Annotated in this window: 19 protein-coding genes; all 19 read right to left on the bottom strand. The window is 66.0% G+C overall.

The features are described 5' to 3' along the window. Window positions 1–170 precede the first annotated feature (170 nt). Window positions 171–3761 (bottom strand): pyruvate:ferredoxin (flavodoxin) oxidoreductase, encoded by a 3591-nt coding sequence (nifJ, locus tag AB6M95_RS10805; RefSeq protein ID WP_371386761.1) that lies wholly within the window; start codon window positions 3759–3761, stop codon window positions 171–173. A 43-nt stretch (window positions 3762–3804) separates the two neighbouring features. After that, a complete protein-coding gene (locus tag AB6M95_RS10800) occupies window positions 3805–5010 on the bottom strand; it encodes an acetate kinase (protein ID WP_371386760.1) in 1206 nt (401 codons plus the stop codon). Between the two features lies 1 nt (window position 5011). After that, complete coding sequence (pta, locus tag AB6M95_RS10795; RefSeq protein WP_371386759.1) at window positions 5012–7132, bottom strand: phosphate acetyltransferase; 2121 nt, start codon at window positions 7130–7132, stop codon at window positions 5012–5014. Between the two features lie 144 nt (window positions 7133–7276). Further along, window positions 7277–9382, bottom strand: a complete 2106-nt coding sequence (locus AB6M95_RS10790; RefSeq protein WP_371386758.1) for an FAD-dependent oxidoreductase — start codon at window positions 9380–9382, stop codon at window positions 7277–7279. A 28-nt stretch (window positions 9383–9410) separates the two neighbouring features. Then, on the bottom strand, window positions 9411–9986 hold the full coding sequence (locus AB6M95_RS10785; RefSeq protein WP_371386757.1) for an electron transport complex protein RnfA: 576 nt from the start codon (window positions 9984–9986) through the stop codon (window positions 9411–9413). 162 nt (window positions 9987–10148) lie between these two features. Next, window positions 10149–10826, bottom strand: a complete 678-nt coding sequence (gene rsxE, locus AB6M95_RS10780) for an electron transport complex subunit RsxE (protein WP_371386756.1) — start codon at window positions 10824–10826, stop codon at window positions 10149–10151. 25 nt (window positions 10827–10851) lie between these two features. Beyond that, complete coding sequence (gene rnfG / locus AB6M95_RS10775; RefSeq protein WP_371386755.1) at window positions 10852–11427, bottom strand: RnfABCDGE type electron transport complex subunit G; 576 nt, start codon at window positions 11425–11427, stop codon at window positions 10852–10854. Between the two features lie 3 nt (window positions 11428–11430). Further along, window positions 11431–12381: an RnfABCDGE type electron transport complex subunit D gene (locus AB6M95_RS10770; RefSeq protein WP_371386754.1), complete on the bottom strand. Its 951-nt coding sequence runs from the start codon at window positions 12379–12381 to the stop codon at window positions 11431–11433. Then, window positions 12378–13484, bottom strand: coding sequence for a 4Fe-4S dicluster domain-containing protein (locus tag AB6M95_RS10765; protein ID WP_371386753.1), 1107 nt, complete (start codon window positions 13482–13484; stop codon window positions 12378–12380). Before AB6M95_RS10765 ends, AB6M95_RS10770 begins: the two co-directional genes overlap by 4 nt. A gap of 7 nt (window positions 13485–13491) precedes the next feature. Continuing rightward, on the bottom strand, window positions 13492–14256 hold the full coding sequence (locus AB6M95_RS10760) for a cytochrome c3 family protein (RefSeq protein ID WP_371386752.1): 765 nt from the start codon (window positions 14254–14256) through the stop codon (window positions 13492–13494). 101 nt (window positions 14257–14357) lie between these two features. Next, on the bottom strand, window positions 14358–15899 hold the full coding sequence (locus AB6M95_RS10755) for an SLC13 family permease (RefSeq protein WP_371386751.1): 1542 nt from the start codon (window positions 15897–15899) through the stop codon (window positions 14358–14360). Window positions 15900–16006: 107 nt separating this feature from the next. After that, a complete protein-coding gene (locus AB6M95_RS10750) occupies window positions 16007–17329 on the bottom strand; it encodes a malic enzyme-like NAD(P)-binding protein (protein ID WP_371386750.1) in 1323 nt (440 codons plus the stop codon). 25 nt (window positions 17330–17354) lie between these two features. Next, complete coding sequence (locus tag AB6M95_RS10745; protein ID WP_371386749.1) at window positions 17355–17912, bottom strand: Fe-S-containing hydro-lyase; 558 nt, start codon at window positions 17910–17912, stop codon at window positions 17355–17357. Beyond that, the gene (locus AB6M95_RS10740) at window positions 17912–18751 is read right to left on the bottom strand and encodes a fumarate hydratase (RefSeq protein ID WP_371386748.1); all 840 of its coding nucleotides are present in this window, start codon (window positions 18749–18751) and stop codon (window positions 17912–17914) included. Before AB6M95_RS10740 ends, AB6M95_RS10745 begins: the two co-directional genes overlap by 1 nt. A 1-nt stretch (window position 18752) precedes the next feature. Continuing rightward, window positions 18753–19493: a fumarate reductase iron-sulfur subunit gene (locus AB6M95_RS10735; RefSeq protein ID WP_371386747.1), complete on the bottom strand. Its 741-nt coding sequence runs from the start codon at window positions 19491–19493 to the stop codon at window positions 18753–18755. Between the two features lie 23 nt (window positions 19494–19516). Beyond that, a complete protein-coding gene (locus tag AB6M95_RS10730; protein ID WP_371386746.1) occupies window positions 19517–21397 on the bottom strand; it encodes a fumarate reductase flavoprotein subunit in 1881 nt (626 codons plus the stop codon). A 13-nt stretch (window positions 21398–21410) separates the two neighbouring features. Then, window positions 21411–22055: a succinate dehydrogenase/fumarate reductase transmembrane subunit gene (locus AB6M95_RS10725; RefSeq protein WP_371386745.1), complete on the bottom strand. Its 645-nt coding sequence runs from the start codon at window positions 22053–22055 to the stop codon at window positions 21411–21413. Window positions 22056–22379: 324 nt separating this feature from the next. Beyond that, complete coding sequence (locus AB6M95_RS10720; RefSeq protein WP_371386744.1) at window positions 22380–23729, bottom strand: sigma-54-dependent transcriptional regulator; 1350 nt, start codon at window positions 23727–23729, stop codon at window positions 22380–22382. Continuing rightward, on the bottom strand, window positions 23726–25510 hold the full coding sequence (locus tag AB6M95_RS10715; RefSeq protein ID WP_371386743.1) for a sensor histidine kinase: 1785 nt from the start codon (window positions 25508–25510) through the stop codon (window positions 23726–23728). The genes AB6M95_RS10720 and AB6M95_RS10715 overlap by 4 nt, the downstream gene beginning before the upstream one ends. Window positions 25511–25697 lie beyond the last annotated feature (187 nt).

Raw genomic sequence — 25697 nt, 5'->3', positions numbered from 1 at the left:
GAGGGAAAGCCCTTTTCAAAGGGTTTCCCTCTCCCCTTCCCCCGGCCGCCGGAGGCATCTTCAAAAAAGAAGGCCTCCCGTCGGGGACGGGAGGCCGGTAACGCGGGGTGATTCCTTAGGAGTATATTTTGTAAGTTGCGGTCACAAAACTCCACCCGCGTTATTGTCTGTTAGCGGCCGTCGTCGCACGGCTCGCCCGCGCCTGGGCTTTCGGCGGAGATGCCGGTGGCGCAGGCGGCCGGGTCTTCGGACTCGGGGGACACGGGCTCGGCCCCGGCCATGCGGCTGAGGATGGCGTAGCGGTTGTCGTAGTCCTTTTCGATCTTGTCGCGGTAGGCCCTGGACAGATCCGGGTGGAACCGCTCGAGCATGGCGTAGCGGTTTTCGCCGGACAGGAACTCCTGGAGCGTGCCGTCCGGGGCCTTGGAGTCGAGCTGGAACGGGTTTTGGCCCTGGTCGGCCAGCTCGGGGTTGAAGCGGTAGAGCGGCCAGTAGCCGGAATCCACGGCCAGCTTCTGTTCGAGCTGGGTCTTGCCCATGCCCTTCTTGATGCCCTGGTTGATGCACGGGGCGTAGCAGATGACCAGGGACGGCCCGTTGTAGGCCTCGGCCTCGCGGAACGCCTTGAGCATCTGCTGCTTGTCCGCGCCCATGGATACCGAGGCCACGTAGACGTAGCCGTAGGTCATGGCCATGCGGCCGAGGTCCTTCTTGCCGGTGCGCTTGCCTGCGGCCGCGAACTTGGCGATGGAGCCGAGCGGCGTGGCCTTGGACGACTGGCCGCCGGTGTTGGAATAGACCTCGGTGTCCAGGACCAGGATGTTGATGTCCTCGCCCGAGGCCAGGACGTGGTCCACGCCGCCGTAGCCGATGTCGTAGGCCCATCCGTCGCCGCCGAAGACCCACACGGATTTCTTGGTGAACAGGTCCGCGTCGGCCGCGATGGCCAGCAGGGCCGGATCGAGGGTGCCTTCCAGGGCGGCCTTCAGGGCCGCGCCGGTGGCGGCGGATTCCTCGGGATCGTCCTTGGCGGCCAGCCAGTTCTCCAGGGCGGTTTTTATCTCGCCGGGGGCTCCGCACAGGGCCTGTTCGCAGTTGGCGATGAGGATTTCACGGCGGTTGTTCAACCCCATCTCGATGCCGTAGCCGAACTCGGCCGCGTCCTCGAACAGCGAGTTGCCCCAGGCCGGGCCGAACCCGTCGCGGTTGACGCAGTAGGGGGTGGAGGGGGCCGAAGCGCCCCAGATGGACGAGCAGCCCGTGGCGTTGGCGATGACCATGCGCTCGCCGAACAGCTGGGTCAGGACCTTGACGTACGGGGTCTCACCGCAACCGGCGCAGGCCCCGGAGAACTCCATGAGCGGCTGGCGGAACTGGGAGCCCTTGACCGTGTCGCGCTTGAAGGCGTCCTGGTAGGCGATGGTTTCGGTGAAGTCGAAGTTGGGCACCTGCTCGCCGGTCTGGGAGGCGATGGGCTGCATGACCAGGGCCTTTTCCTTGGCCGGACAGATGTCGGCGCAGTTGCTGCAGCCCAGGCAGTCCAGGGTGTTGACCTGCAGGCGGTAGCGCATGCCCTTGACGTCCTTGCCCTTGGCCTCGACGGTCACGAAGCTCTCGGGCGTGTTTGCGGCGTCGGCTTCGGTGACGAGCACCGGGCGCAGGGCGGCGTGCGGGCAGACAAAGGCGCACTGGTTGCACTGGATGCAGTTGTCCGCAATCCACTGGGGCACGTTGATGGCCACGCCGCGCTTTTCGTATTTGGAGGTGGCGGCGGGCATGGTCCCGTCCTTGGAGAAGGCCGACACCGGCAGGGTGTCGCCCTTCTGGGCCAGCATGGGGCGCATGACGTTTTTCACGTAATCGGGCTCGTCGGTGGCGGGCGCGGGCTCGTCCTTGAGGTCCGCCCAGGAGGCCGGGACGTCGACCTTGACCAGGGCGTCCGCCGCCTTGTCCACGGCGGCGCAGTTCATTTCGACGATCTTCGGGCCCTTCTTGCCGTAGGCGGCCTCGATGCCGCCTTTGAGCAGGCTGACCGCCTGGTCGAACGGGATGACGTCGGCCAGTTTGAAGAAGGCGGTCTGCATGACCATGTTGATGCGCCCGCCCAGGCCGACCTCGGCTGCGATCCTGACCGCGTCCACGGTGTAGAACTGGAGCTTTTTCTCGGCGATGGTCCGGCGCATGGCGGCCGGGAGCTTCTTTTCGATCTCGTCGCCGGTCCAGGGGCAGTTCAGCACGAAGGTGCCGCCGTCCTTGATCCCTTCGAGCACGTCGTAGAGGTTGACGTAGCTCGGGTTGTGGCAGGCCACGTAGTCGGCGGCGGTGACCAGGTAAGTGGACTGGATGGGCTGCTCGCCGAAGCGCAGATGGGAGATGGTGATGCCGCCGGACTTCTTGGAGTCGTAGGCGAAGTAGCCCTGCGCGTACATGTCGGTGTTGTCGCCGATGATCTTGATGGCCTGCTTGTTCGCGCCCACCGTGCCGTCCGAACCGAGACCCCAGAACTTGCACTGCACGGTGCCTTTGGGGGTTGTGTCCAGGGTCCCGGTCGGGACGAGGGAGGAGTTCGTCACGTCGTCGTCGATGCCCACGGTGAAGCGGGTCTTGGGGGCTGCGGCGGCCAGGTTGTCGAACACGGCCCTGACCATGGCCGGGGTGAATTCCTTGGAGCCCAGGCCGTAGCGCCCGCCGACCACGGCGGGGCCGTGGCCCTGCTCGAAGAGCACGGCGCAGACGTCCTGGTACAGGGGGTCGCCCATGGCGCCGGGTTCCTTGGTCCGGTCGAGGACCGCGAGCTTCTTGCAGGAGGCGGGCAGCACGGCCAGGAAATGGGCGGCGGAGAACGGGCGGTACAGGCGGACCTTGATCAGGCCGACCTTTTCGCCGTCCGCGACCAGCCGGTTGACCACCTCCTCGATGGTCTCGCAGCTGGAGCCCATGGAGACGATGACCCTTTCCGCGTCGGGCGAGCCGACATAGTCGAAGGGCTTGTACGCGCGTCCGGTCAGGGCCGAGACCTTGGCCATGTACTCTTCCACAATGGCCGGGATGGCGTCGTAGTTGGGGTTGGCCGCCTCGCGTCCCTGGAAATAGATGTCCGGGTTCTGGGCCGTGCCCCGGATGTCCGGGTGCTCGGGGTTCATGGCGCGTCTGCGGAACGCGGCCACCTTGTCCCGATTGAGCAGGGGCAGCATGTCCGCGTAGTCGATGGTCTCGATCTTCTGGATCTCGTGGGAGGTGCGGAAGCCGTCGAAGAACGAGACGAAGGGCACGGACGACTCGACCGTGGCCAGGTGGGCGACCAGGGCGAGGTCCATGACCTCCTGCACGCTGGCCGAGGCGAGCATGGCGAAGCCGGTCTGGCGGCAGGCCATGACGTCCTGGTGGTCGCCGAAGATGGACAGGGCGTGCCCGGCCACGGCGCGGGCCGAGACGTGGAACACGCAGGGCATGAGTTCGCCCGCGATCTTGTACATGTTCGGGATCATCAGCAGCAACCCCTGCGACGCGGTGAAGGTCGTGGTCAGCGCGCCGCCGGCCAGGGACCCGTGGACCGCGCCCGCCGCGCCCGCCTCGGACTGCATCTGGCGGATCTTCAGGGTGTGGCCGAAGACGTTCTTCTTGTTCTGCGCGGCCCATTCGTCGGCGATCTCGCCCATGGTGGACGAGGGGGTGATGGGATAGATGGCGGCGGTCTCGCTCATGGCGTAGGCCACCCAGGCGGCGGCGGTGTTGCCGTCCATGGTCTTCATTTTGGACATGTCATACTCCGTTTTTTATGTCTCTGGGGTATTCAGCTATATACTATTTTTCGATCAGGGTCTTGGTGGCGTGGGCGATTTCCAGCTCCTCGTCGGTCGGGACCACGAGCACGGCCACCGGGCTGTCTTCGGTGCTGATGCGCCGCACGCCCGGCTCGCGCCGTTCGTTGCGCTCGGTCGAGAGCCTGATGCCGAGTCCTTCCAGCCCCTTGCAGGCCTCGGCCCGGACAAAGGCGTCGTTTTCGCCGATGCCTGCCGTGAAGACCACGGCGTCGGCCCGGCCGAGCACGGCCAGGTACGCCCCGATCTGCGCCTTGACCCGGTAGGCGAACATCTCGAAGGCGAGCTGCGCCTTGTCGTCGCCCCTTTCGCGGGCCGCGTGCACGTCGCGCATGTCGCTTGCCCCGCAGACGCCGAGCAGGCCGCTCTGTTTGTTCAGCAGGGCGTCCACCTCGGTCACGCTCATCTTCCTGTGCCGGGCGATGAACGGGAACAGGGCCGGGTCAACGTCGCCCGAGCGGGTGCCCATCATCAGTCCGGCCAGGGGGGTCAACCCCATGGTCGTGTCCACGCAGCGGCCGTTCTTGACCGCCGCCATGGAGCAGCCGTTGCCCAGGTGGGCGGTGATCAGGTCGATCTCGTCCACGGGCTTGCCGAGGAACTTGGCGGCCTCGCGGGTGACGTACTTGTGCGAGGTCCCGTGGAAGCCGTACTTGCGGATCTTGAGCTCCTCGTAGAGGTCCATGGGCACCGGGTAGAGGAACGCCTTGGGCGGCATGGTCTGGTGGAATTCGGTGTCGAACACGGTCACGTTGGGCGTGCCGGGAAAGAGCTCCAGCGCGGCCTCGATGCCCACCAGGTTGGCGGCGTGCAGGGGCGCGAGCGGGACGTTCGCCCGGATGGTCTCGACCACGTCCGCGTCCACCAGGACCGGGGCCGAGAAGGACTCGCCGCCCTGGACCACGCGGTGGCCCACGGCGTCGATGTCGGTCAGGGAGCCGATGACGCCCCAGTCCTCGCCGATGAGTTTTTCGACCATCAGCCCCATGGCCGCCTTGTGGTCCGGAATCGTCTTGTGCTCCACGGACCTGGCGTCGGGCCACTTGTCCGGGTTGGACTTCTGGGTGATGGAGCCCATGTCCTCGCCGATGCGTTCGATCAGGCCCGAGGCCATGACACGATCGCCGTCCATGTCGATGAGCTGGTACTTGAGCGACGAACTGCCGGAGTTGATGACCAGGATATGCATGCTAGACGTTCCTTTGGGCCTGCGCCTGGATGGCGGTGATGGCCACGGTGTTGACGATGTCGCGCACGCGGCAGCCGCGCGACAGGTCGTTGACCGGCTTGTTCAGCCCCTGGAGGACCGGGCCGATGGCCGTGGAGCCGGGCACGGCCCGCTGCACGGCCTTGTAGGTGTTGTTGCCGGTGTTCAGGTCCGGGAAGATGAAGACCGTGGCCTTGCCCGCCACCTCGGAGCCGGGCAGCTTGGTCCGGGCCACTTCCGGGTCCACGGCCGCGTCGTACTGCAGCGGCCCCTCGATGGGCAGGTCGAGCCCGCGCTCGGCCGCCAGCTTCCTGGCGATGGCCGTGGCCTCGGCCACCTTGTCCACCTCCGCGCCCGTGCCGGACCCGCCCGTGGAATAGGAGAGCATGGCCACATACGGGTCGATGCCGAAGATGCGGGCGGTCCGGGCCGAGCTGAGCGCGATCTCCGCGAGCTGCCCGGCGTCGGGTTTCGGGTTGACCGCGCAGTCGCCGAAGCAGACCACGCGGTCGCCCATGCACATGAGGAACACGGACGAGACAATGGAGGCGTCCGGTCTGGTCTTGATGAATTCGAAGGCGGGCCGGATGGTCTGGGCCGTGGTGGTCACCGAGCCGGAGACCATGCCGTCGGCGTGCCCGGCGTGGACCATCATGGTCCCGAAATAGGTGGGGTCCACGAGGCGGTCCCGGGCGTCCTCCATGCGGATGCCCTTGTGCTTGCGGGCCTCGAAGTAGCGCTTGGCGTAGTCCTCGAACATGGGGGCCTGGGCAGGGTCCACCACGTCCGCGCCGTTGAGTTGCACCCCGAGGTTGGCGGCCTGGGTCCGGATGGCCTCGGGGTCGCCGAGCAGGGTGATGTCGGCCACGTTGCGCCGCTGCAATATTTCCGTGGCCCGGAGGATGCGTTCGCTCGACCCCTCGGGCAGGACGATGCGCATGCGCTGCGCCCGGGCCTTCTCGATCAGGTTGTACTCGAACATGATCGGCGTGATCTTGGTGGACTGGGTGGTCACCAGCCGGTCGCGCAGCTCCTCAATGTCCACCCGTGACTCGAACAGGCCGATGGCCGCCGCGATCTTGGCCGGGTGCTCGGGGTCGATGGTCCCGTGCAGGGCCTGGAGGGTCTGGGTGGCCTTGAAGGTGTGGTCCTCCACGCTCAGAATGGGCAGCGGGATGCCGGTCCAGCCCTCGATGAGCCGGTGCATGGTCATGGACGGCTGGATGCCGCCGGTCAGGACCATGCCCGCGATGTTCCCGTAAGCGGCGGACTGGCGCGAGGAGATGGCCGCCAGGATGATGTCCATGCGGTCGCCGGGGGTGATGATCAGGGCCCCGTCCTCGATGTACTCCAGGAAATGGGAGATGTGCATGGCCGCGGTCAGGAAGCTGTCCACCTGGGTGTCCAGGCTGCCGTGGCCGTAGAGGACCTTGGCGTCCAGCCACTTGATGACGTCGTGGATGGTCGGGTTGCCCAGACGCTTGTCGTCCGGGATGGCGTAGGTCAAAAGCGGGTGCGAGGTGCTGGTCCGGGCCTCGATGTCCTTCAACGTCTCGGGCGAAAAGTCCGGGCGGGCGCGGTTGACGATCAGCCCCATGACCTCCAGGCCGCGTTCCTCGAAGATGGCCACCGTGCGCTGGGCCGAGCTGCACACCTCGTCGTCGGAGCGGTCCATGCCGTTGACTACGACGAGCACCGGGCAGCCCAGGTTGGAGACGATGGAGGCGTTGATCTCGAACTCCAGGGTGGCGCTGCCGCCGATGTAGTCCGTGCCCTCGCAGAGCACGAAGTCGTACTCCTTCTCCAGCTCCTTGAACTTGTTCAGGGTGCTCTCCAGCAACAGCTCCTTGTTCCCGCCGTTGATCAGCCTGCGGGCCTCGCTCAGGGTGTAGCCGTAGGTCCGCTCGTAGTCCTGGTCGAGCTTGAAATGGCGGAGCATGAGGTCGATGTCGTGGTCCCTGCGGCCGTCCACCGGGTCGCTGATGACCGGGCGGAACACGGCCACGCGCTGGAGGCTGGCGCGCAGCAGGTGCATGACCCCGAGGACGATGGCGGACTTGCCGCTGCGGGCTTCGGTGGCGGCTATGTAGAGGCTCTTGGACATATCGGTCTCCTTGGACCGGCCCGGTGGAGAACCGGGAGAAGGCGGTTGTCGGTTCGCCTCCTCCCGGCCGGATGCCGTGGGTGACGTCGGGGCAGTGACGACGGCATCCGCTATGCTCCGTAGGGCATGGGGTATGGCAATGGGTTAACTTTCCGGGGCGCTTTCCCTTTCCTCGGCCAGGAACGGTTCGTCCCGGTCGTAGCAGACCAGGCCGCAGCGCAGGCAGCGGTCGGCCTCGGCCAGGGCCTGCGGTTCGTCGAGCGGGCCCTCCACCTCGTTGAAGGTGCAGTTGCGCTCGTCGCCGTGGCACAGGTGGGGCAGGACCGCCCGCTTCTTGCGCTCCACGGAATCGATTTCCTTGAACAACGTGTACGGGATCATGCCCTTCTGGGTGGTCTCCGGGACCGGGATGGCCGCTTCGGTCAGGTGGTAATGGATGGACCGGGCCGCCTTGCGCCCGTCGCCGATGGCCGAGATGACCAGGTCCGGGCCGGTGTAGACGTCGCCCGCGGTGAACACGCCGGGGATGGCGGTCTCGAAGGTGTCCGGGTCGGCCACGATGGTCTGCCATTTGGTGGTTTCCAGCGGGCAGGTTCCCTCGGGGCTGTCGTCGTACAGGCAGGCGAGGTCCGGCTTCTGGCCGATGGCCGGGATGATCAGGGTGGCCTCCATGCGCTGCTCGGAGCCCTCCTTCTTGACCGGGCGGCGGCGTCCGGACTCGTCCGGCTCGCCGAGCTCCATTTCGTAATATTCCAGGTGGGTGGCCCGGCCGTTCTCGTCGCCGATGACCCGGGCCGGGGCGGCCAGGAACTTGAACCGCACGCCCTCGTCCTCGGCCCCGACGATCTCCTCCACGTCGGCGGGCATCTCGTTGCGGGTGCGCCGGTACATGAGGGTGACTTCCGCGCCCAGGCGCACGCAGGTCCGGGCCGCGTCGATGGCGGTGTTGCCGCCGCCGACCACGATGACTTTGTTCCCGGTCTCGGGCTTCTGGCCCAGGGCGTGGGCGGTCAGGAATTCGATGCCGCCCATGACGCCGTCCAGGTCCTCGCCCTCGGCGTACATGCCCGACGCCTGCCACGCGCCGATGCCGATGAAAACCGCGTCGAAGCCGTCGGCCTTGAGGGATTCCAGGGTGAAGTCGCGGCCGAATTTGGTGTTCATACGCGCCTCGATGCCGAGGTCCAGGATGCCCTGGATCTCCCAGTCGAGGTCCGCCTTGGGCAGCCGGTACTCGGGGATGCCGTAGCGGGTCTGGCCGCCGAGCTTGGGCATGGCGTCGAAGATGGTCGGGCTGTGGCCCAGGCGGCGCAGGAAATAGGCGCAGGACAGGCCGGCCGGGCCGCCGCCGATGACGGCCACGCGCTTGCCGGTGTCCGCGGCGCAGGGCACGGGCAGGTGCACGCCCGAGCGCAGTTCGCGGTCGGCCACGAACCTCTTTAACATGTTGATGCCCACGGTCTCGTCCACGTACTGTCGGCGGCAGACCGTCTCGCACGGGCGGGGACAGACCCGGCCGCAGGTCACCAGCAGCGGGTTGCGCTCCTTGATGGTCATGACCGCGCCGTCGTAGTCGCCCGCCTTGATCTGTTCGATGTAGCGCGGGATGTTGATCTGGGCCGGGCACTTCTGGCGGCACGGGGCCAGGCAGTCGGTGGTCTGGTTGAGGTGCAGGAGCCGCGCGGACATGCCGGACACGCCGATGACCCCGCGCGGGCAGGCGTCCACGCAGTTGCCGCACGCCTTGCACTGGTCCGGGTCGATGACCGGCAGCCCCTCCGGGCCCATGTGGATGGCGTCGAAGGGGCAGGCACGTACGCAGGAGCCGAGCCCCAGGCACCCCTCGGGGCAGGACTTGGACCCGCCGTAGAGCAGGTGGGCGGCCCGGCAGTCGAGCGCGCCCTCGTAGTGGAACAGGTCCGTCGCCCGCAGCCCGCCGGTGCAGTCGCGCACGGCCAGCTCGGGCTCGCGCTCGATGACCTCCTGGCCCATGAGGGCGGCGATGGTGGCGATGGCCTCGCCGTCGGCCACGATGCAGACCGAGGCCGGGGCCTTGCCCGCCACGATGGCGGCCGCCGCGCCCGAGCAGCCGGGGAAGCCGCAGCCGCCGCAGTTGGCGCCGGGCAGGTTGTCCTCGATGAGCGCGATGCGCGGGTCCTCCTTGACGAAGAGGAGCTTCGAGGCGATGCCCAGGATGGCCGCGGCCAGCAGGCCGATGCCGAACAGAGTCAGTCCCGATGTCAGTATCATGATGTCGTCCCGTTCTGCGTTGCAGTCGTTAAATCATGCCCTTGAAGGCGAAGAAGGCGAGCGACATGAGCCCGGCCATGATCAGACCGATGGGCGTGCCGCGCATGGCGATGGGCAGCCGCCGCACGGCCAGCTTCTCGCGGATGCCCGCCAGCAGGACCAGGGCGAGCATGAAGCCCAACCCCGAGGCGAAGGAGAACAGGACCGTCTTGACGAAGCCGAACTCCTCGCGCTGGCAGATGAGCGCGATGCCCATGACCGCGCAGTTGGTGGTGATGAGCGGCAGGAAGATGCCCAGCGACTTGTACAGCGGCGGGACCATCTTCTTGAGGAACATCTCCACGAACTGGACCAGGGCCGCGATGACCAGGATGAAGGCCAGGGTCTGGAGGAAATCCAGGCCGAAGGGGGCCAGGACGTACTCCTGGACCAGCCAGGTGAAGGCCGCGGCCATGACGGCCACGAAGACCACGGCTCCGCCCATGCCCAGCGCCACGCCCGTGTCCTTGGACGTGCCGATGAACGGGCAGTTGCCCAGGTACTGGGCCAGGACGATGTTGTTGACGAACATCGCCCCGATGAAGAGAAGGAAGTATTCCTGCATGATCAGTTCCTCGGGAGGCTGTTGAAAAACGGCGATCTGCGTCGTTGCTTCAAAAAGTTCAACCCCTCGCGTACAGGAAGTACGTTTCGGCCTTGAGCTTTTTTCGCGCCTGGCATCTCACCATTTTTGAACAGCCTCCGATTTTGACTTTTAAAATACCCGTCAACAGTTCTTGTGGCCACAGCCGCCGCACGCGCCGCAGTCGTGGGTCGGGCCCTGGACGGCGGCCAGCCCCTTGCGCTTGCGCCGGACGTTCTCGACGAAGGTCATGATGCACAGCAGCACGCCCAGCGACACGAACGCGCCCGGGGCCTGGACCATGATGCCGATGGGCTCGAATCCGTCCCAGGCCACGTTGACCCCGAAGATCATGCCCGTGCCGAGCAGTTCGCGCAGGGCCCCCAGGAAGGTCAGGGACATGGTGAACCCGAGCCCCATGCCCAGGCCGTCGGCCATGGACAACAGCGGCGGGTTCTTGGAGGCGAACGCCTCGGCCCGGCCCAGGATGATGCAGTTGACCACGATGAGCGGCACGAAGATGCCCAGCCGCTGGTAGAGCGGGTAGGCGAAGGCCTGCATGAGCAGCTCCACGGCCACCACCAGGGAGGCGGCGACCACGATGAAGCAGGCGATGCGCACCTTGGCCGGGATGATCTTGCGCAGCAGGGAGATCATCAGGTTGGACAGGGCCAGGACGAAGACCACGGCCACGCCCATGCCGAGCCCGTTGTCGGCCGTGTTGGTCACGGCCAGGGTGGGGCACAGCCCCAGGACCAGCTTGAACGGGGGCAGGTCGGTCCACAGCCCCTTGGAGAATTCCTTCCACAATCTGCTGTTCATTGTCGGCTCCATGCGGCGGGGCGGCCTACGACCAGCCGCCGGCGAGTTTGTCTTTCAGGGCGTTGAAGATGGCGATGGCCTGGCGCACGGCGGTCACGGTGCCGGTGGACGAGATGGTCGCCCCGGCCACGGCCTCGATGTCGCCGCCGTTTTTCTTCAGGTCCACTTCCTTGAGCGAGTGTCCCCGGAACTGGGTGGTGTAGCCGTGTTCGGTCACGCGCGCGCCCACGCCGGGCGTCTCCTTCAGGGTGGTGATGCCGATGCCGGTCAGGGTCATGGCGTGCACGTCGAAGCCGACCATGACGCCGATGTCGCCGCCGTAGCCCTTGCCCGAGGTCTCGAAGGCCACCGCGGTCAGCTTGCCGCCCTTGAGGGCCGGGAACACGGTCACGGTCCTGCCGTCCACGTCGAATTTCTTGCGGTCCTTGATGGGGTTGTTGTCGTAGCCGCTTAATACCGACTCGATGGCCGGGGCCTGCACGTAGGTCAGGACCTGCTCCTCGATGATCGGGGCCGTGACCTCCTTCAGGGCGGCCAGGGAGATGCCCGCGATGCCGCAGATGAGCGACAGGACGAGCATCATTTTCATCATTTCCTTCATGGCCTATCTCCTTCCGAACGGCTTGGGCCGGATGCGTTCGAGCACCGGGGTGAACAGGTTGGCCAGCAGGATGGCGAAGGGCACGCCGTCCGCGTACGCGCCGTAGACGCGGATGATGATGATCAGCGCCCCGATCATGAGGCCGAAGAGCAGCATGGGCACCTGCCGGTTGGGGCTGGACGGCCCGTCCGTGGCCAGGAAGAAGGCCCCGAACAGGGTGGACCCGGTCAGCAGGTGGAAGGCCGGGGAGGCGTAGATGGACGGATCGAGCCAGTGGAACAGGAAGGCGGCCAGGGCCGCGCCGCCGATGACGCCCACCGGGATGATGGACGAGATGTGCTTGCGCATGACCAGGAGCATGCCGCCCAGGAGCACGCCCGCAATCTGGACCGCGCCCAGGCCGCCGAGCTGCTTGCCCAGGAAGAGTTGCCGGGTGTCGGTGATCTGGACCGCGTCCAGGCCGAAATCCTTGAGTTGGGCCAGGGGGTAGGTCAGGTCCGTGGCCAGCATGGAGGCGTTCACGTCCATGTAGGCGGGCCAGGAGATGCGGCAGATGGCCCAGCCGATGAGCGGGGCGCAGAACGGGCTGCCGCCCAGCGGCCCGAAGACCATCTTGCCGAGCACGATGGAGGCCGCGCTGCCGAAGGCCGCCAGCCACCAGGGGGCCGAGGCCGGAAGCAGGAAGGCGAAGGACAGCCCCACGGTGAAGGCGTGGAGGTCGTGGACATCGGTCTCCCGGTCCATGAAGCGGTCGCAGGCCATCTCGGCCAGCACGGCGGCTGCCATGGACAGGGCCATGACCCGCACGGCGGGCATGCCGAAGGTCATGCCCGCCATGACGGCGGCGGGCAGCATGGCCACCAGTATGATCAGCATCCGGTCCCGCACGGTGGTGCCGCAGTGGCGGTGGGGCGGGACCGAGACGGTCAGGGCAAAGGGGTTGAGGGGCTTCACGGCTGGGTTTCCTCCCCGGACTGGGCTTTGGCCTTCGCCAATTCGCTTTTGGCGAGCCGGATGTATTGGAGCATGGGGCGGCGGGCGATGCAGAAGAAGCCGCACAGGCCGCACTCGAAACAGGCGTCCACGGCCTCGGCTTCGGCCTTGGCGTATTGGCCGAACTCGGCGTAGCTGGTGATCATGGCCGGATCGAGCCGGGCCGGACAGCGCCGCACGCACTCGCCGCAGCCCACGCAGGCCGCGTCCACGGCCACCGGGGCCGGGTTGCGCACCAGGCTGACGCCGGTGGTGGCGCGGTCCACGCCCTGGCCGGGCGAGGCCGCGGCCAGGCCCCGGAGCACGCCGCCCAGGACGATGCGGTCCCCGTCGCGCAGGGTTTCGCCGTCATTGGTCAGGATTTCGCCCACCGGTGCGCCCAGGGTGATGATCCGGGCCGAGTTGCCCACGGTGACCATGGTTTCCATGACCGGCAGTCCGGAGTCCATGATCAGCCCGGCGTGGAAGACCGTTTCCAGGCCGACCACCAGGGTGTTGTCCGGCATCTCGATGCCGGTCACGGCCTTGGCCACCAGGGGGTCGAGGGGCTGGGGATACTGGTCTGACAGGACCTTGACCTCCATGCCCGGCAGGCTCTCGCGGACGCCCCCGGCCACGGCCAGGAACACGTCCACGGGCACGAAGCCCCGGACCAGGGCCTCGGCCCCGGCCTTGAGGATGTCGAGCTTCTCGGCCATGAGGGTCCGGCGGGAGAGCAGGCCGGGCTCCTCGTCCATGCCGTTGATGATCAGGGTGTCCACCTGGTCGCAGGCCGGGACGTCGGCCCCGAGCTCGCGCAGCCGGGCGAGGAGTTCCGGGCCGCTCAGGCCGTCCAGGATCTCGGGGGCCACGGTCCCGCCCTCCTCGTCGGGGGCGATGCGGATGCGGTACGGGTCCACGTGCTCCACGGTCCCGGCGCACGGGGCGTGGATGTCGCCCCGGCCCGGCGCTGACGCGGTGGCGATGCGCTCGCCGCGCTTGACCGTCTGCCCGCAGGTGACCAGCGGGCAGTGCCGGGCCAGGTTCATCTCCGCCTTGGCGGCGGGTGTCTCTTGAATGGTCATATTCCGTCTACCTGCTGATGTGGCATTGGTTGCAGTGGTCCGGGCCGTAGGGGCCCGCGCCCATTTCCTCGTGGCAGGACATGCACTGGTCGTGGAAGGCGTTCATGCGCGGCAGGACCAGCTCCCTGGTCTCGGCCTCGTGGCACTGGTTGCAGGCCGAGAAGTCGCCGTCGTAGTCGGTCATGTCCTTCTGGATGTGGCAGGACTTGCAACTGGACAGCCCCTTGTCGAACATGTCCTCGTGGCACTGGCCGCAGCTCTGGTGCCCGGCCTCGCGCATGGACAGGAGCTTGTCCGTGCTCTTCTCCGCATGGCAGTTGGTGCACTTCTGCGGCTCGGGCTCGATCTCCTTGCCGTGGTGGCAGTCGGAGCAGTCCGAGGCGTACTCGGTGTGGGCCTCATGGTCGAAGTTGATCTTGTCGTATTCCACGTGGTGGCAGCGCACGCAGTAGGATTCGTTGGGAAAGGAATCCACGTGACTGTCCACGAAATTCTTGTCGAACGTGTTCGGATGGCAGGAGCCGCAGGCCAGGGCTCCGTCCTCGGGGCTGACGATGGGCTGGGCCCTGTCGTGGTGGCAGCGGGAGCACTCGATCCCGTAGTCCCGGTGGTGGACCAGATGGGAGAAAATGACCTTGCCCCCGTTGTTCTGGAACAGGATGCGCACGGGCATCGGTTGCGACTGGCCAGAGCGGACATACCCGACGATGGCCACCGCCAGGAGCACGATGGTTGCCGCAATGACCGGAAATATCTTCGATTTTGAACGCATCTTTCCTCTCCGCCGTTATCGGGACGGCAGCACCGGGTTATTACAGGTGAATGATTTGCGTCGATCTGCGGGCGGCCGGAGCCGCCCGCAGGGTTGTGTCGTTACTTGGGAATGACCGCCCAGCTCGGCACGTGGGTGAGATCCACGCCCCACAGCACCGGGAGGATGTAGACCACGAAGGCCGTGATTATGATCGTTCCGAATATGTTCAGCCAGACGCCCGCCTTGGCCATCTGCTTGATGGTCACGCACCCGCTGCCGAAGATGACGGCGTTGGGCGGCGTGGCCACCGGGAGCATGAAGGCGTAGGAGGCCGCGACGCACGCGCCCACGATGGTGGCGAACGGGTGCACGCCCATGGCGATGGCCGCCGAGCCCATGATGGGCACGAGCAGGGTGGCGGTGGCGGTGTTGGAGGTGATCTCCGTCAGGAAGATGGTGATCAGGACGACCACGCCCACGAAGACGATCATGCTGGTGCCCGCGAGCCCGCCGAGCTGGCTCGCGATGTAGGCGGCCAGGCCGGTCTTGGCGAAGCCGTTGGCGATGGCCAGGCCGCCGCCGAAGAGCAGGATCACGTCCCAGGGAATCTTGACGGCGGTCTTCCAATCCAGGAGGAACTCGCCCTTTTTGAAGTTGGTCGGGATGGCGAACAGGATGAGCGCGCCGAGGATACCGATGGTGGCGTCGCCGATGTACTTGAAGTGGGGCATGATGCCCAGAACGAAGGCGGACTTGGCCATGAAGCCGCGCGCCAGCCAGAAGGCGGCCATGAAGCAGCCCACGATGACGATCTTCTTTTCCTCGCGGGACATGGGGCCGAGCTTCTTCACTTCGTCGTTGATGATCTTGGCGCCGCCGGCCAACTCCATGCCGCCGGTGGGGAACAGGATCTTGGTCAGCAGGACCCAGGCAAAGGCCATGGTGATGACGGCGAGGGGAACGCCGAAGAGCATCCACTGGCCGAAGCCGATCTGCACGCCGAACATCTTCTCGACCATGCCGGCCATGACGGTGTTGGGCGGGGTGCCGATGATGGTGGCCACGCCGCCGATGGACGCGGCGTAGGCGATGCCGAGCATCAGGCCTCGGCCGAAGTTGAACTCGGGGCCGACGTGGACGCTGCACTCACGCAGGTGGTCGGTGTCATAGCCCGTGGCCTGCTGGATGACGGCCAGCCCGATGGGCACCATCATCATGGCGGTGGCGGTGTTGGACACCCACATGGACAAAAAGCCGGTGGCGACCATGAAGCCCATGATCATGCGCGCCGGGCTCGTGCCGATGGCCTTGATGGTGTACAGGGCCACGCGGCGGTGCAGGTTCCACCTCTCCATGGTCACGGCCAGGAAGAAGCCGCCCATGAACAGGTAGATCAGATGGTTGGCGTACGGGGACGTGGACGCCGCGGATTTCATGACGCCCAGCAGGGGGAACAGGGCGATGGGCAGCAGCGAGGTCGCCGGAATGGGGATCGCCTCGGTGATCCACCAGATTGCCATCAGCGCGGTGACCGCCGCCACGCGCCAGGCTTCGACCTTCATGCCTTCGGGCGCCGGGATGAGCAGCATGGCAATGAAGACGATGGGCCCCAGGAAGAACCCCATTCGCTTGCCCTTGTTGGAATCAGCCTGATCAGACATTTTACACTCCTCAATTAGTGATTTTTCACCTCGGAAAGGACCGCAACCCCAGACGGCGCTGAGGAAAAATGCCGGGCGGAGCACCCCGCTCCGCCCGGTACTTATTTTTATATTCCAAGATGATAGGTTTCAACGAATGCGCCGACACGCTTGCCGGACTCGGCGATGCGCTTGCCGAGCGAGGCCTTATACTCGTCCAGGTCGAGCTGCCTGCGGGCCACGCCCTCCTCCATGGCGGCCTTGGCCACGGCCACGGAGACGTACTCGATGAGCCGCAGGTCGAGCGCCTTGGGGATGACGTAGTCCACCCCGAACTCCAGCTTGTCCACGCCGAAGGCGTCGCAGACGTATTGCGGGGCCTCGGTCTTGGCCAGGTCGGCCAGGGCCTGGGCGGCGGCCAGCTTCATGCCCTCGGTGATGGCCGTGGCGCCGCAGTCGAGCGCGCCCCGGAAGATGAACGGGAAGCCGAGCACGTTGTTGACCTGGTTCGGGAAGTCCGAGCGGCCGGTGCCCATGATGCAGTCCGGGCGCGCCGCCTTGGCGTCGTCGTAGGTGATCTCCGGGTCCGGGTTGGCGCAGGCGAAGATGATCGGGCAGTTGTCGGACATGGACTTGACCATCTCCTTGGAGACGATGCCGCCCTTGGACAGGCCCAGGAAGCAGTCCGCGCCGACCATGGCCTCGGCCAGGGAGCCGTAAGCCTTCTCGGTGGCGTACTGCTGCTTGAACTCGTTCAGGTCGGTGCGGCCCTTGTTGATGTGGCCGCGCGAGTCGAACATGGCGATGTTCTCGAACTTCACGCCCATGTTCCGGTACAGGTTGGTGCAGGCGATGGCCGCCGCGCCCGCGCCGGAGATGACCACGCGCATCTGTGCCGGGTCCTTGCCCGAGATCTCGAGCGCGTTCATCATGCCGGCGGCGGTGACGATGGCCGTTCCGTGCTGGTCGTCGTGGAAGACCGGGATGTTCATTTCCTTTTTCAGCTTCTCTTCGATGTAGAAGCATTCCGGGGCCTTGATGTCTTCGAGGTTGATGCCGCCGAAGGTCGGCTCCAGGGCCTTGACCACGTCGCACAGGGCGTCGGGATCGGTCACGTCCAGGTCGATGTCGTAGACGTCCACGTCGCCGAAGACCTTGAACAGCACGCCCTTGCCCTCCATGACCGGCTTGCCCGCCAGGGGCCCGATGTTGCCCAGGCCCAGCACGGCGGTGCCGTTGGAGACCACGCCGACCAGGTTGCCCTTGCCGGTGTATTCGTAGACCAGCTCGGGGTCGGCGTGGATGGCCATGCACGCCTCGGCCACGCCGGGGCTGTAGGCCATGGACAGGTGTTTCTGGGTCTTGCACGGCTTGACCGGAACGACCTCGACCTTCCCCTTCCTGCCCTGGGAATGGTAGTCCAGGGCCTCCTGTTTGGTGAATAATGCCATTTGAAATCTCCTTGATGGTTGTGCGTTATTCGATGCCCGCGGCCTTGCGGTCGGGCACGGCGTACAGTTCGCCGCCGTGGGAATCGTTGATGACGAGCAGGGGGAAGTCCTCGACCTTCATCTCGCGGATGGCCTCGGGGCCGAGCTCGTCGAAGGCGATGACGTTGGACTCCACGATGGAGTTGGACAGCAGCGCGCCCGCGCCGCCGGTGGCACCGAAGTACACGGCGGTGTAGTCCTGCATGGCCTGGCGGGTGGCGGCGTCGCGCTTGCCCTTGCCGATGGTCGCCTTGAGCCCCAGGGAGTAGAGGCGCGGGGCGTAGGAATCCATGCGGTAGGAGGTGGTCGGACCGGCCGCGCCGATGGGACGGCCCGGAGGGGCCGGGGAGGGGCCGACGTAGTAGATGGCCGCGCCCTCGAGCTTGAAGGGCAGTTCCTTGCCCGCGTCGAGCAGGTCCACGAGCTTCTTGTGGGCCGCGTCGCGCGCGGAATAGATGGTCCCGGTCAGGAAGACCACGTCGCCCGCCTTGAGCTGGGCGATGGCCTCGTCGGTCAGCGGGGTGTTCAGTTTGTATTCAGCCATTAGAGTACGACCTCCTCGTGCCGCTGGGAGTGGCACTGCACGTTGACGGCCAGGGGAAGGCTCGCCAGGTGGCACGGTTCCATGGTGATCTTCACGCCGAGCACGGTGATCTTGCCGCCCAACCCCATGGGGCCGATGCCCAGCGCGTTGATGGCGTCCTCGAGTTCCTTTTCCTTGGCCGCGATCTCCGGGTCGGGATGGACGTCGTCGAGCTTGCGCAGCAGGCCGCGCTTGGCGATCTTGGCCGCGTGCTCGAAGGTCCCGCCGATGCCCACGCCGATGACCGTGGGCGGGCAGGGGTTCGGGCCCGCCTCGGCCACGCGGTTGATGACGAACTTCTTGATCCCCTCCCAGCCCTGGGCCGGGGCGAGCATGGTCACGCGGCTCATGTTCTCGGCGCCGCCGCCCTTGGCCATGTAGGAGATCTTGAGCTTGTCGCCGGGCACGAAGTCGAAGTGGATGATCGCCGGGGTGCCGTCGCCGGTGTTGGCCCGGGAGAGCGGGTCGCAGGCGGATTTGCGCAGGTAGCCGTCGGCGTAGCCCTTGCGGGTGCCCTCGTTGATGGCGTCGCGCAGGTTGCCGCCCTCGACCCGGACCTCGTCGCCCACTTCCACGAAGTAGACGGCCAGTCCACAGTCCTGGCACAGGGGCAGCTTGGTGTCGAAGGCCAGGTCCGCGTTCTCCAGGAGCTGGCGGAGGACCTCCTTGGCCGAGGCGCTGGTTTCGTCCGCCATGGCCTGTTCGAGCTTGGCGCGCACGTCGGCGGGCAGTTCGGTGTTGGAGCTGACGCACATCTTGGCGACGGCGTCGACGATGTCGCTGGTTTGGATGGTACGCATGCTATTTCTTCCTGAAGATCTGCTTCATTGCGGTGATGCCCATCTTGCGGCGCAGGAAGCCGAGCTGGTTCTGCAGGGGCAGCCCCTTGGGACAGACGTCTTCGCAGGCCAGCAGGCCCATGCAGCCGAAGATGCCGTTGTCGTTGCCGATGACCTCGAAGTATTCGCGGTCCGTGCGCTCGTCGCGGGGGTCGACCACGAAGCGGGCGATGCGGTTCAGGGCCGCGGCGCCCATGAAGTCGTCGCGCAGCCGCGCGGTGCCGCAGGCCGAGATGCAGCAGCCGCATTCGATGCAGCGCTCCAGCTCGTAGATCTGCTCGGCCACCGAGTTGTCCATGCGCTCCTCTTCCTTGGAGGGGTCGAAGACCTTGTTGGTGTGCACCCAGGACTCGGTCTTGGCGTACATCTCGCGGAACCAGACGCCCGTGTCCACGGACAGGTCGCCGACGAGCTTGAAGACCGGCAGGGGGTGCAGGATGATGTGGCCGGGCTGGTCCTTGGTCTTGGTCTGGCAGGCCAGGCCGGGGCGGCCGTTGATGACCATGGCGCACGCGCCGCAGATGCCCGCCCGGCAGCAGAAGTCGAAGATCAGGCTCGGGTCCTGCTCCTCGCGCAGCCGGTTCAGGGCGATGAACAGGGTCATGTTCGGCGTCTCGTCCAGGATGAACTCCTGCATGTGTGGGACGTCGCCCTTCCTCTCGGGATTATACCGGAATATCTCGAATTTCAGTTGTCTACCCATGATATGTTCCTTTCTTGACCGGGTTACTTCTTCTTCCCGATTTCGGTGACGGGGCTCTTTACGGTGCGCTCCGTCACGTACTTCTCGTCAGCCGGGATGATCTTGCCGCCGCCGTAGCCGCGGTCGCCCGGGGGCAGTTCGAACAGCGGAGTGGTGTCCTCGTACTTGAGGTCGGGCATGTCCGCGCCCTCGGGCCAGTAGGCCAGGGTGCGGTTGAGCCACTCGGCGTCGTTGCGCGCGGGGAAGTCCTCGCGGTTGTGGGAGCCGCGCGACTCCGTGCGCATGAGGGCGGCCTGGGCGATGCACATGGCCAGCCTGACCTGTCCCTCCAGCTTCATGGCGGCGGCCAGCTCGTGGTTGGCGCCCACGCCGTCGGAGACCAGGCCGACCTTGCGGGCCTTCTCCATGGTCCCCTGCAGGGTCTCGACGCATTCCTCGAGGCCTTCCTTGTTGCGGAAGACGAAGCAGCCCTTCATGAGCGCTTCCTGCATCTCGTTGCGCACCTCGTAGACGTTCAGCTTGCCGTTGCGGCCGTGGGTGACGTCGTGGATGCGCGCTTCCTGGCGCTTGACCTCGGCGTTGATCACCCCGGTGTCGAAGGTGGTCTCGTAGCCCTTCAGGAACTCGACGATCTTGGCGCCGATGATGCCGCCCGCGACCACGGTCTCGGCCAGGGAGTTGCCGCCCAGGCGGTTGAAGCCGTGCATGTCCCAGCAGGCCGCTTCGCCGGCGGAGTACAAGCCCTTGAGGCCGTAGACCGCGCCGTCCTTGTTGGTCCGGATGCCCGCCATGGTGTAGTGCTGGGTGGGCCGGACCGGGATCAGCTGGGTGCGCGGGTCGATGCCCAGGAAGTGGTGGCAGATCTCGTCCACTTCGCGCAGCTTGGTGGAGATGTGCTTGTCGCCGAGGTGGCGGATGTCCAGCCAGAGGTGTTCGCCGTAGGGGGACTTCACGCCCTTGCCCGCGCGCATGTGCTCGGTCATGCGGCGGGAGACTACGTCGCGGGAGGCCAGCTCGGCCTTTTCCGGCTCGTAGATGTGCATGAACCGCTCTTCGTTGACGTCGAGCAGCGTTCCGCCGTCGCCGCGGCAGCCCTCGGTGACCAGGATGTCGGTGGGCACGATGCCGGTGGGGTGGAACTGGATGGATTCCGGGTTGCCGATGGGCACCAGGCCGGTCTCGTGGGCCAGGATGTGGCCCGCGCCGTCGCAGATGACCGCGTTGGTGGTGGCCTTGTAGATGCGCCCGAAACCGCCGGTGCAGATGGCGGTGGCCTTGGCCAGGTGGACCTCCAGCTGGCCGTTGCGCAGGTCGCGGACCACCGCGCCCATGCACTTGTCGCCGTCGTGGATCAGGGAGACGGCTTCCTTCTTGTCGAACACGTCGATGCCCAGCTGGGCGCAGCGGTTGTCCATGGTGCACATGACCGCGTGGCCGGTGCCGTCCGAGGTGTAGCAGGTCCGCCACTTGGCGGTGCCGCCGAAGGAACGGGCCGTGATCAGCCCCTCGTTTTCTTCCTTTTCATATTTTTCGAATTTCTCGCCGCCCTTGAAGTAGAAGGACTGGCCGGGCACGACGCGGTTCCAAGGCACGCCCCAGGCCGCCAGGCGGCGCATCTCGATGGGCGCGGCGTCGGCGAAGAGGCGGGCGACCTCCTGGTCGCAGCCCCAGTCCGAGCCCTTGACGGTGTCGATGAAATGGACGTCCGGGTTGTCGCCCTCGCCCTTGGCGCAGTTGCCGAGCGCGGCCTGCATGCCGCCCTGGGCGGCCGAGGAGTGGGAGCGCCGGGCGGGCACGATGGACAGGCAGGTGGCCTTGAAGCCGTTCTGGGCGGCCTCGCAGGCCACGCGCTCGCCGGACAGTCCGGCGCCGATGACGAGCAGGTCGGAATAGAATGTCTGCATGGTGTTCACCTCGTTAGCTCAGCGTTATGAAGCGGATCAGGGTGATGACGCCGATGACCATGAAGATGGTGAACAGGGTCGTCTCGAAGCGCTTGAAGCCCTTCCGCTGGTCGGATTTCACGAAACCCCATTTCACGGCGATGCGGTAGAAACCGACGCTGACGTGAAGCTCCACGCTGGGAAGGAGGATCATGTAGAAAAGGAACCACCAGAAGTGCTGCATGCGCGCGGCGGACTTGGCGGCGGTGATGGGCAGGTCGTTGAGCACGACCCACATGTGGATGGCGCCCAGGATCAGGATGATCATGGCGGTCGCGGCCTGGACGACCCACAGCCAGGTGTCGCGGTGCTTCATCATCCTGGCGTGGGCCAGGATGGTGCCCTGCCCCTCGGCGCGGAAGGGGATCTTGCGCGCGGCCAGGGCGAAGTGGACCAGGAAGGTCAGAAAGATCAGCGGGCCGCCGACCTGGGCCATGTAGGTGGCCTCGAAGAAGCCGGCGATGGCGTTCATGACATTCGGGGAAATGACCACTGAGGACACGAGCAGCATGTGACACCACATGAATAGGATCAGGCTCGCCCCCGTCAGCATCTGCAGCCAGTCGAGGGCGGCATCGGTGAGGGACACGCCTGGAACGGATGTCGTAAAGGTTTTCATCATTCTTCACCTGTTGTTCATGATTGATACGAATTGAAAGAACCCTGCCTCTTCAGTCGCATCGCGACGCGCCCGGAACCCGCCCTCCGGACCGGGTCCGGCAAGCGCGTTCCTTCGCGGCTCGATGCGGTTGCCGAGATCCTCCAAAGAACCTCCTCAACACATCGGATATGGATCGCAACGGTTTCGGAAGAGCAACAGGCATGCCAGAAGAGCGTGACAGAAAAGTCACGCAATTCCACAGCTATAATACGTCGTGATAATGAAGATGAGCGGATTCTTGCCGATCGGGGGGCGTTCGGTCGGCAAGAATCCGCCGATGGGCTATTCGGACCGTTTCAGTCCGTATTTGGTCATCTTTTCGTTCAGGGTGCGGCGGGGGATGCCGAGGTCGTCGATGACGTCCTTGATGACGCCGCCGTTGCGGTTCAGGGATTCCTGGATGAGGTGCCGCTCGAACAGGGCGACCTGTTCGCGGAGGCCGACGGCCTGGGACGCGGTGTCTCCGGTCTTGGCGGACATGATCTTGGCGATGCGCTCCTTGGGCGGCAGGGGCGAGAGGATGTAGCGCTCGGCCAGGCTCTTGAGTTCGCGGACGTTGCCGGGCCAGTCGTGGCTCATCATCAGGGGCAGCCCCTCGGGCCCGAGCGGGGCGGCGATCACGCCGTAGGTGTCGGCCGTGCGCTCCAGGAAGAAGGAGAAGAGCAGGGGGATGTCGTCCATGCGCTCGCGCAGGGGCGGGACGTTCAACTCCACGGTATTGATGCGGAAGTAGAGGTCCTCGCGCAGCCGCCCCTCGTCGATGGCCGTGCGCGGATTCTCGTTCATGGCGGAAATCAGCCGAAAGTTCACCGGCCGGGGCGAGTTGGCCCCCAGCGGGGTGATCTCGCGCATCTCCAGCGCGCGGAGCAGCTTGCCCTGGACGTCCAGGGGCATGGAGTTGAGCTCGTCCAGGAACAGGGTCCCGCCGTTGGCCGCCTCAAGCTTGCCGATGCGCTTGCCCTGGGCCCCGGTGAAGGCCCCGCTGACGTGGCCGAACAGTTCGCTCTCGGCCATGTCCACCGGGATGGTCGCGCAGTTGAGCGCCATGTACGGGCCCTTGTTCAGCAGGGAGAGGTTGTGGATGGCCCGGGCGATGACCTCCTTGCCCGTGCCGGTCTCGCCGAAGATGAGCACGTTGGCCCGGGTGGGGGCGATGTGGGAGATCTCCTTCTTGAGCTCGCGCATGGGCTGGCTGGTGCCCACCAGCCGGGAGTCGATGCCCTCGCACTCGGACAGGGCCATCTTGAGCTGGCGGTTCTCGACCACCAGGCGGCGCTTTTCCAGGGCGCGTTTGATGGTCTCCACGATCTGCTCGGGGTCGAAGGGCTTTTCCACGAAATCGTAGGCCCCGCCCCGGATGGCCTCCACGGCCATGGCGATGTCGCCGTGGCCGGTGAACAGGACCACCGGGATGTGCTCGTCGATGGCCATGATCTTTTTCTGGAAGGCCAGCCCGTCCAGGCCGGGCATCTTCACGTCGGTCAGGACGATGCCCGCGTATTCCGGGGTGATGTCGCGCAACGCGACGCGCGCGTCCGCGTAGTCGGCGACCTCGAAGTCCGACAGCTCCAGCCATTGCCGGGCGGAGTCCCGGACCGACTGTTCGTCGTCCACCAATATGACTTTCTTCATGATTTATTCTTATCCTGTTGCTGCTTGGAAAGGGGAATATGGACAAAGAATTCGGCCCCGTTCGGGTCGCGGTTGGCCACCCGGAAGTCGCCCTTCATGTCCTTGACGATCTTGTAGGAGATGGACAGGCCGAGCCCCACGCCGATGCCCTCCTTCTTGGTGGTCACGAAGGGCTCGAAAATCTTCTTGCCGACCTCTTCGGCGATGCCGGGCCCGTTGTCCCAGACGTGGATGGTGGCCTTGTCGCCCTCCACGGACAGGCGCACGCCGATGAGCGGGGAGTCGACCTCCAGCAGGGCGTCCAGCGCGTTGCGGAAGAGGTTGATGAGGACCTGTTCCATGCGCATGCGGTCGCCCCGGATGAGCACCGGCTGGCCGGGCATGGACAGCTTGAGGTCGCAGTTCTCCACCAGGAACTGGTGCTTCATCAGGTTGACCGCCTCCTTGATGGCCAGGCGCAGGTCGAACTCGATGTCCTTGTCCGTGGTCCGCCGGGCGAACGACTTGAGCTGGCCCGTGACCTTGGCCATGCGGTCGCCCAGCTCCGAGACCTTGACCAGGGTGGGGTCCAGGTCGTCGAGCTTCATGCGCTTGAGCATCAACCGGCAGGAGGCCACGTAGGTCTTGGTGGCCGCGATGGGCTGGTTGAGCTCGTGGGCGATGGCCGTGGCCATCTCGCCCAGGGCGGCCAGCTTGCCCGCCTGGACCAGCTCCTCCTGGGCCGAGCGCAGCTCGTGCTCGGTGCGCTTGCGCTCCTCGACCTCCTGGGCCAGCTGGCGGTTGATGTCCCGGATGCGGTTGGCCTCGGCCGCCTGCTGCTTGGAGAGCTGCCGCTGGCGGCGCTCGCGCAGGAACAGGCGGGTCAGCACGGCCAGTCCGAGGAGCACGAAGGTGGTCAGGGAGACGCCCAGCGTCCGCTCCCAGAGCGGCCCCTGGGGCGTGAGATAGCTGATCTTCCAGTCCGTGCCCGGGATGCCCCGCGTGTTCAGCAGGAACCGCTCGGTGCCGATGGTCGTCTCCCGGACGAAGCCGAAGCGGGTCCGGGTGTGCCAGGCCAGGTGCTTGAGCTGGTACTTGGGATAGTGCTCGCGGTCGTGGATCTCCTGGAGCATGCTCGCGTCCAGCGGCGTCAGGGTCATGTACTTCCAGGACGGGCGGCTGGTCAGGACGATGACCCCGTTGGAGTCGGTCACCAGCAGGGTCTCGCCGCCCTCCTTCCAGAGGTGCTCCAGGGGGGAGAGGGCGATCTTGGCCACGGCCACGCCGATGATCTTGTCCCGGTCCTTGATGGGGTGGGAGATGTAGATGCCCGGCTCGCCCCGGGTGATGCCCACGCCGAAGAAGGTCCCCTGGCGGCCCTCCATGGCGTCCTTGAAATAGGGCCGGAAGCCGAGGTCCAGGCCGATGAAGGCGTTGGGCCGGTCCCAGTTGGAGGCCGCCTTGACGATGCCGTCCGTGCCGATGATGTAGACCACGGACGATTCGGCGATGGTGTTCACGCGCTTGAGGAAACGGTTGATGGGCTCGTCCTCGCCGCCCTTGGTCAGGAAGGCGGTGACCATGCCGTTCTCGGAGATGAGGTAGGGCAGGTATTCGTATTTGCGCAGCTCGGAGTCGAGCGTCATCTCGTACAGGGTCAGCCGCTCGTCCGAGACCCGTTCCAGGTCCTGGAGGTAGTCGTACTGCACCAGCAGGCCGACGATGAACGGCAGGCCTATGAGCAGGAAGATGCCCAGGGTCACGGCCGGGGTGTTGAATCGGGTCTCGTTGAAGGCTTTCATGCTGCCTCTATCCGGGTCCCCGCGTCTGCGGGGGTTGGGGCTGTTTCGGTCCGCTTCCCAACAATAGGCGGAAATCCGCCGATCGGGCAAGGGCAAATGCGGCGGCCCGTGGCCGTTGTTTTGTTCAACAACATGAAATCATGGGTATTGTTGATAAACAGGCGCGGCATCACGCCTAGATGCTAGC

The sequence above is a fragment of the Pseudodesulfovibrio karagichevae genome, assembly GCF_041414475.1.
GTDB classification, from domain to species: Bacteria; Desulfobacterota; Desulfovibrionia; order Desulfovibrionales; family Desulfovibrionaceae; genus Pseudodesulfovibrio; species Pseudodesulfovibrio karagichevae.
The sequence above is the reverse complement of the archived record's forward strand: the minus strand, read 5'-3'. Positions and strand labels throughout refer to the sequence as shown.

What these genes read in the sequence shown, in the direction of transcription:
- nifJ (WP_371386761.1), bottom strand. Translation starts at nt 3,761, where the DNA reads ATGTCCAAAATGAAGACCATGGACGGCAACACCGCCGCCGCCTGGGTG.
- AB6M95_RS10800 (WP_371386760.1), bottom strand. Translation starts at nt 5,010, where the DNA reads ATGCATATCCTGGTCATCAACTCCGGCAGTTCGTCGCTCAAGTACCAG.
- pta (WP_371386759.1), bottom strand. Translation starts at nt 7,132, where the DNA reads ATGTCCAAGAGCCTCTACATAGCCGCCACCGAAGCCCGCAGCGGCAAG.
- AB6M95_RS10790 (WP_371386758.1), bottom strand. Translation starts at nt 9,382, where the DNA reads ATGATACTGACATCGGGACTGACTCTGTTCGGCATCGGCCTGCTGGCC.
- AB6M95_RS10785 (WP_371386757.1), bottom strand. Translation starts at nt 9,986, where the DNA reads ATGCAGGAATACTTCCTTCTCTTCATCGGGGCGATGTTCGTCAACAAC.
- rsxE (WP_371386756.1), bottom strand. Translation starts at nt 10,826, where the DNA reads ATGAACAGCAGATTGTGGAAGGAATTCTCCAAGGGGCTGTGGACCGAC.
- rnfG (WP_371386755.1), bottom strand. Translation starts at nt 11,427, where the DNA reads ATGAAGGAAATGATGAAAATGATGCTCGTCCTGTCGCTCATCTGCGGC.
- AB6M95_RS10765 (WP_371386753.1), bottom strand. Translation starts at nt 13,484, where the DNA reads ATGACCATTCAAGAGACACCCGCCGCCAAGGCGGAGATGAACCTGGCC.
- AB6M95_RS10760 (WP_371386752.1), bottom strand. Translation starts at nt 14,256, where the DNA reads ATGCGTTCAAAATCGAAGATATTTCCGGTCATTGCGGCAACCATCGTG.
- AB6M95_RS10755 (WP_371386751.1), bottom strand. Translation starts at nt 15,899, where the DNA reads ATGTCTGATCAGGCTGATTCCAACAAGGGCAAGCGAATGGGGTTCTTC.
- AB6M95_RS10750 (WP_371386750.1), bottom strand. Translation starts at nt 17,329, where the DNA reads ATGGCATTATTCACCAAACAGGAGGCCCTGGACTACCATTCCCAGGGC.
- AB6M95_RS10745 (WP_371386749.1), bottom strand. Translation starts at nt 17,912, where the DNA reads ATGGCTGAATACAAACTGAACACCCCGCTGACCGACGAGGCCATCGCC.
- AB6M95_RS10740 (WP_371386748.1), bottom strand. Translation starts at nt 18,751, where the DNA reads ATGCGTACCATCCAAACCAGCGACATCGTCGACGCCGTCGCCAAGATG.
- AB6M95_RS10735 (WP_371386747.1), bottom strand. Translation starts at nt 19,493, where the DNA reads ATGGGTAGACAACTGAAATTCGAGATATTCCGGTATAATCCCGAGAGG.
- AB6M95_RS10730 (WP_371386746.1), bottom strand. Translation starts at nt 21,397, where the DNA reads ATGCAGACATTCTATTCCGACCTGCTCGTCATCGGCGCCGGACTGTCC.
- AB6M95_RS10725 (WP_371386745.1), bottom strand. Translation starts at nt 22,055, where the DNA reads ATGAAAACCTTTACGACATCCGTTCCAGGCGTGTCCCTCACCGATGCC.
- AB6M95_RS10720 (WP_371386744.1), bottom strand. Translation starts at nt 23,729, where the DNA reads ATGAAGAAAGTCATATTGGTGGACGACGAACAGTCGGTCCGGGACTCC.
- AB6M95_RS10715 (WP_371386743.1), bottom strand. Translation starts at nt 25,510, where the DNA reads ATGAAAGCCTTCAACGAGACCCGATTCAACACCCCGGCCGTGACCCTG.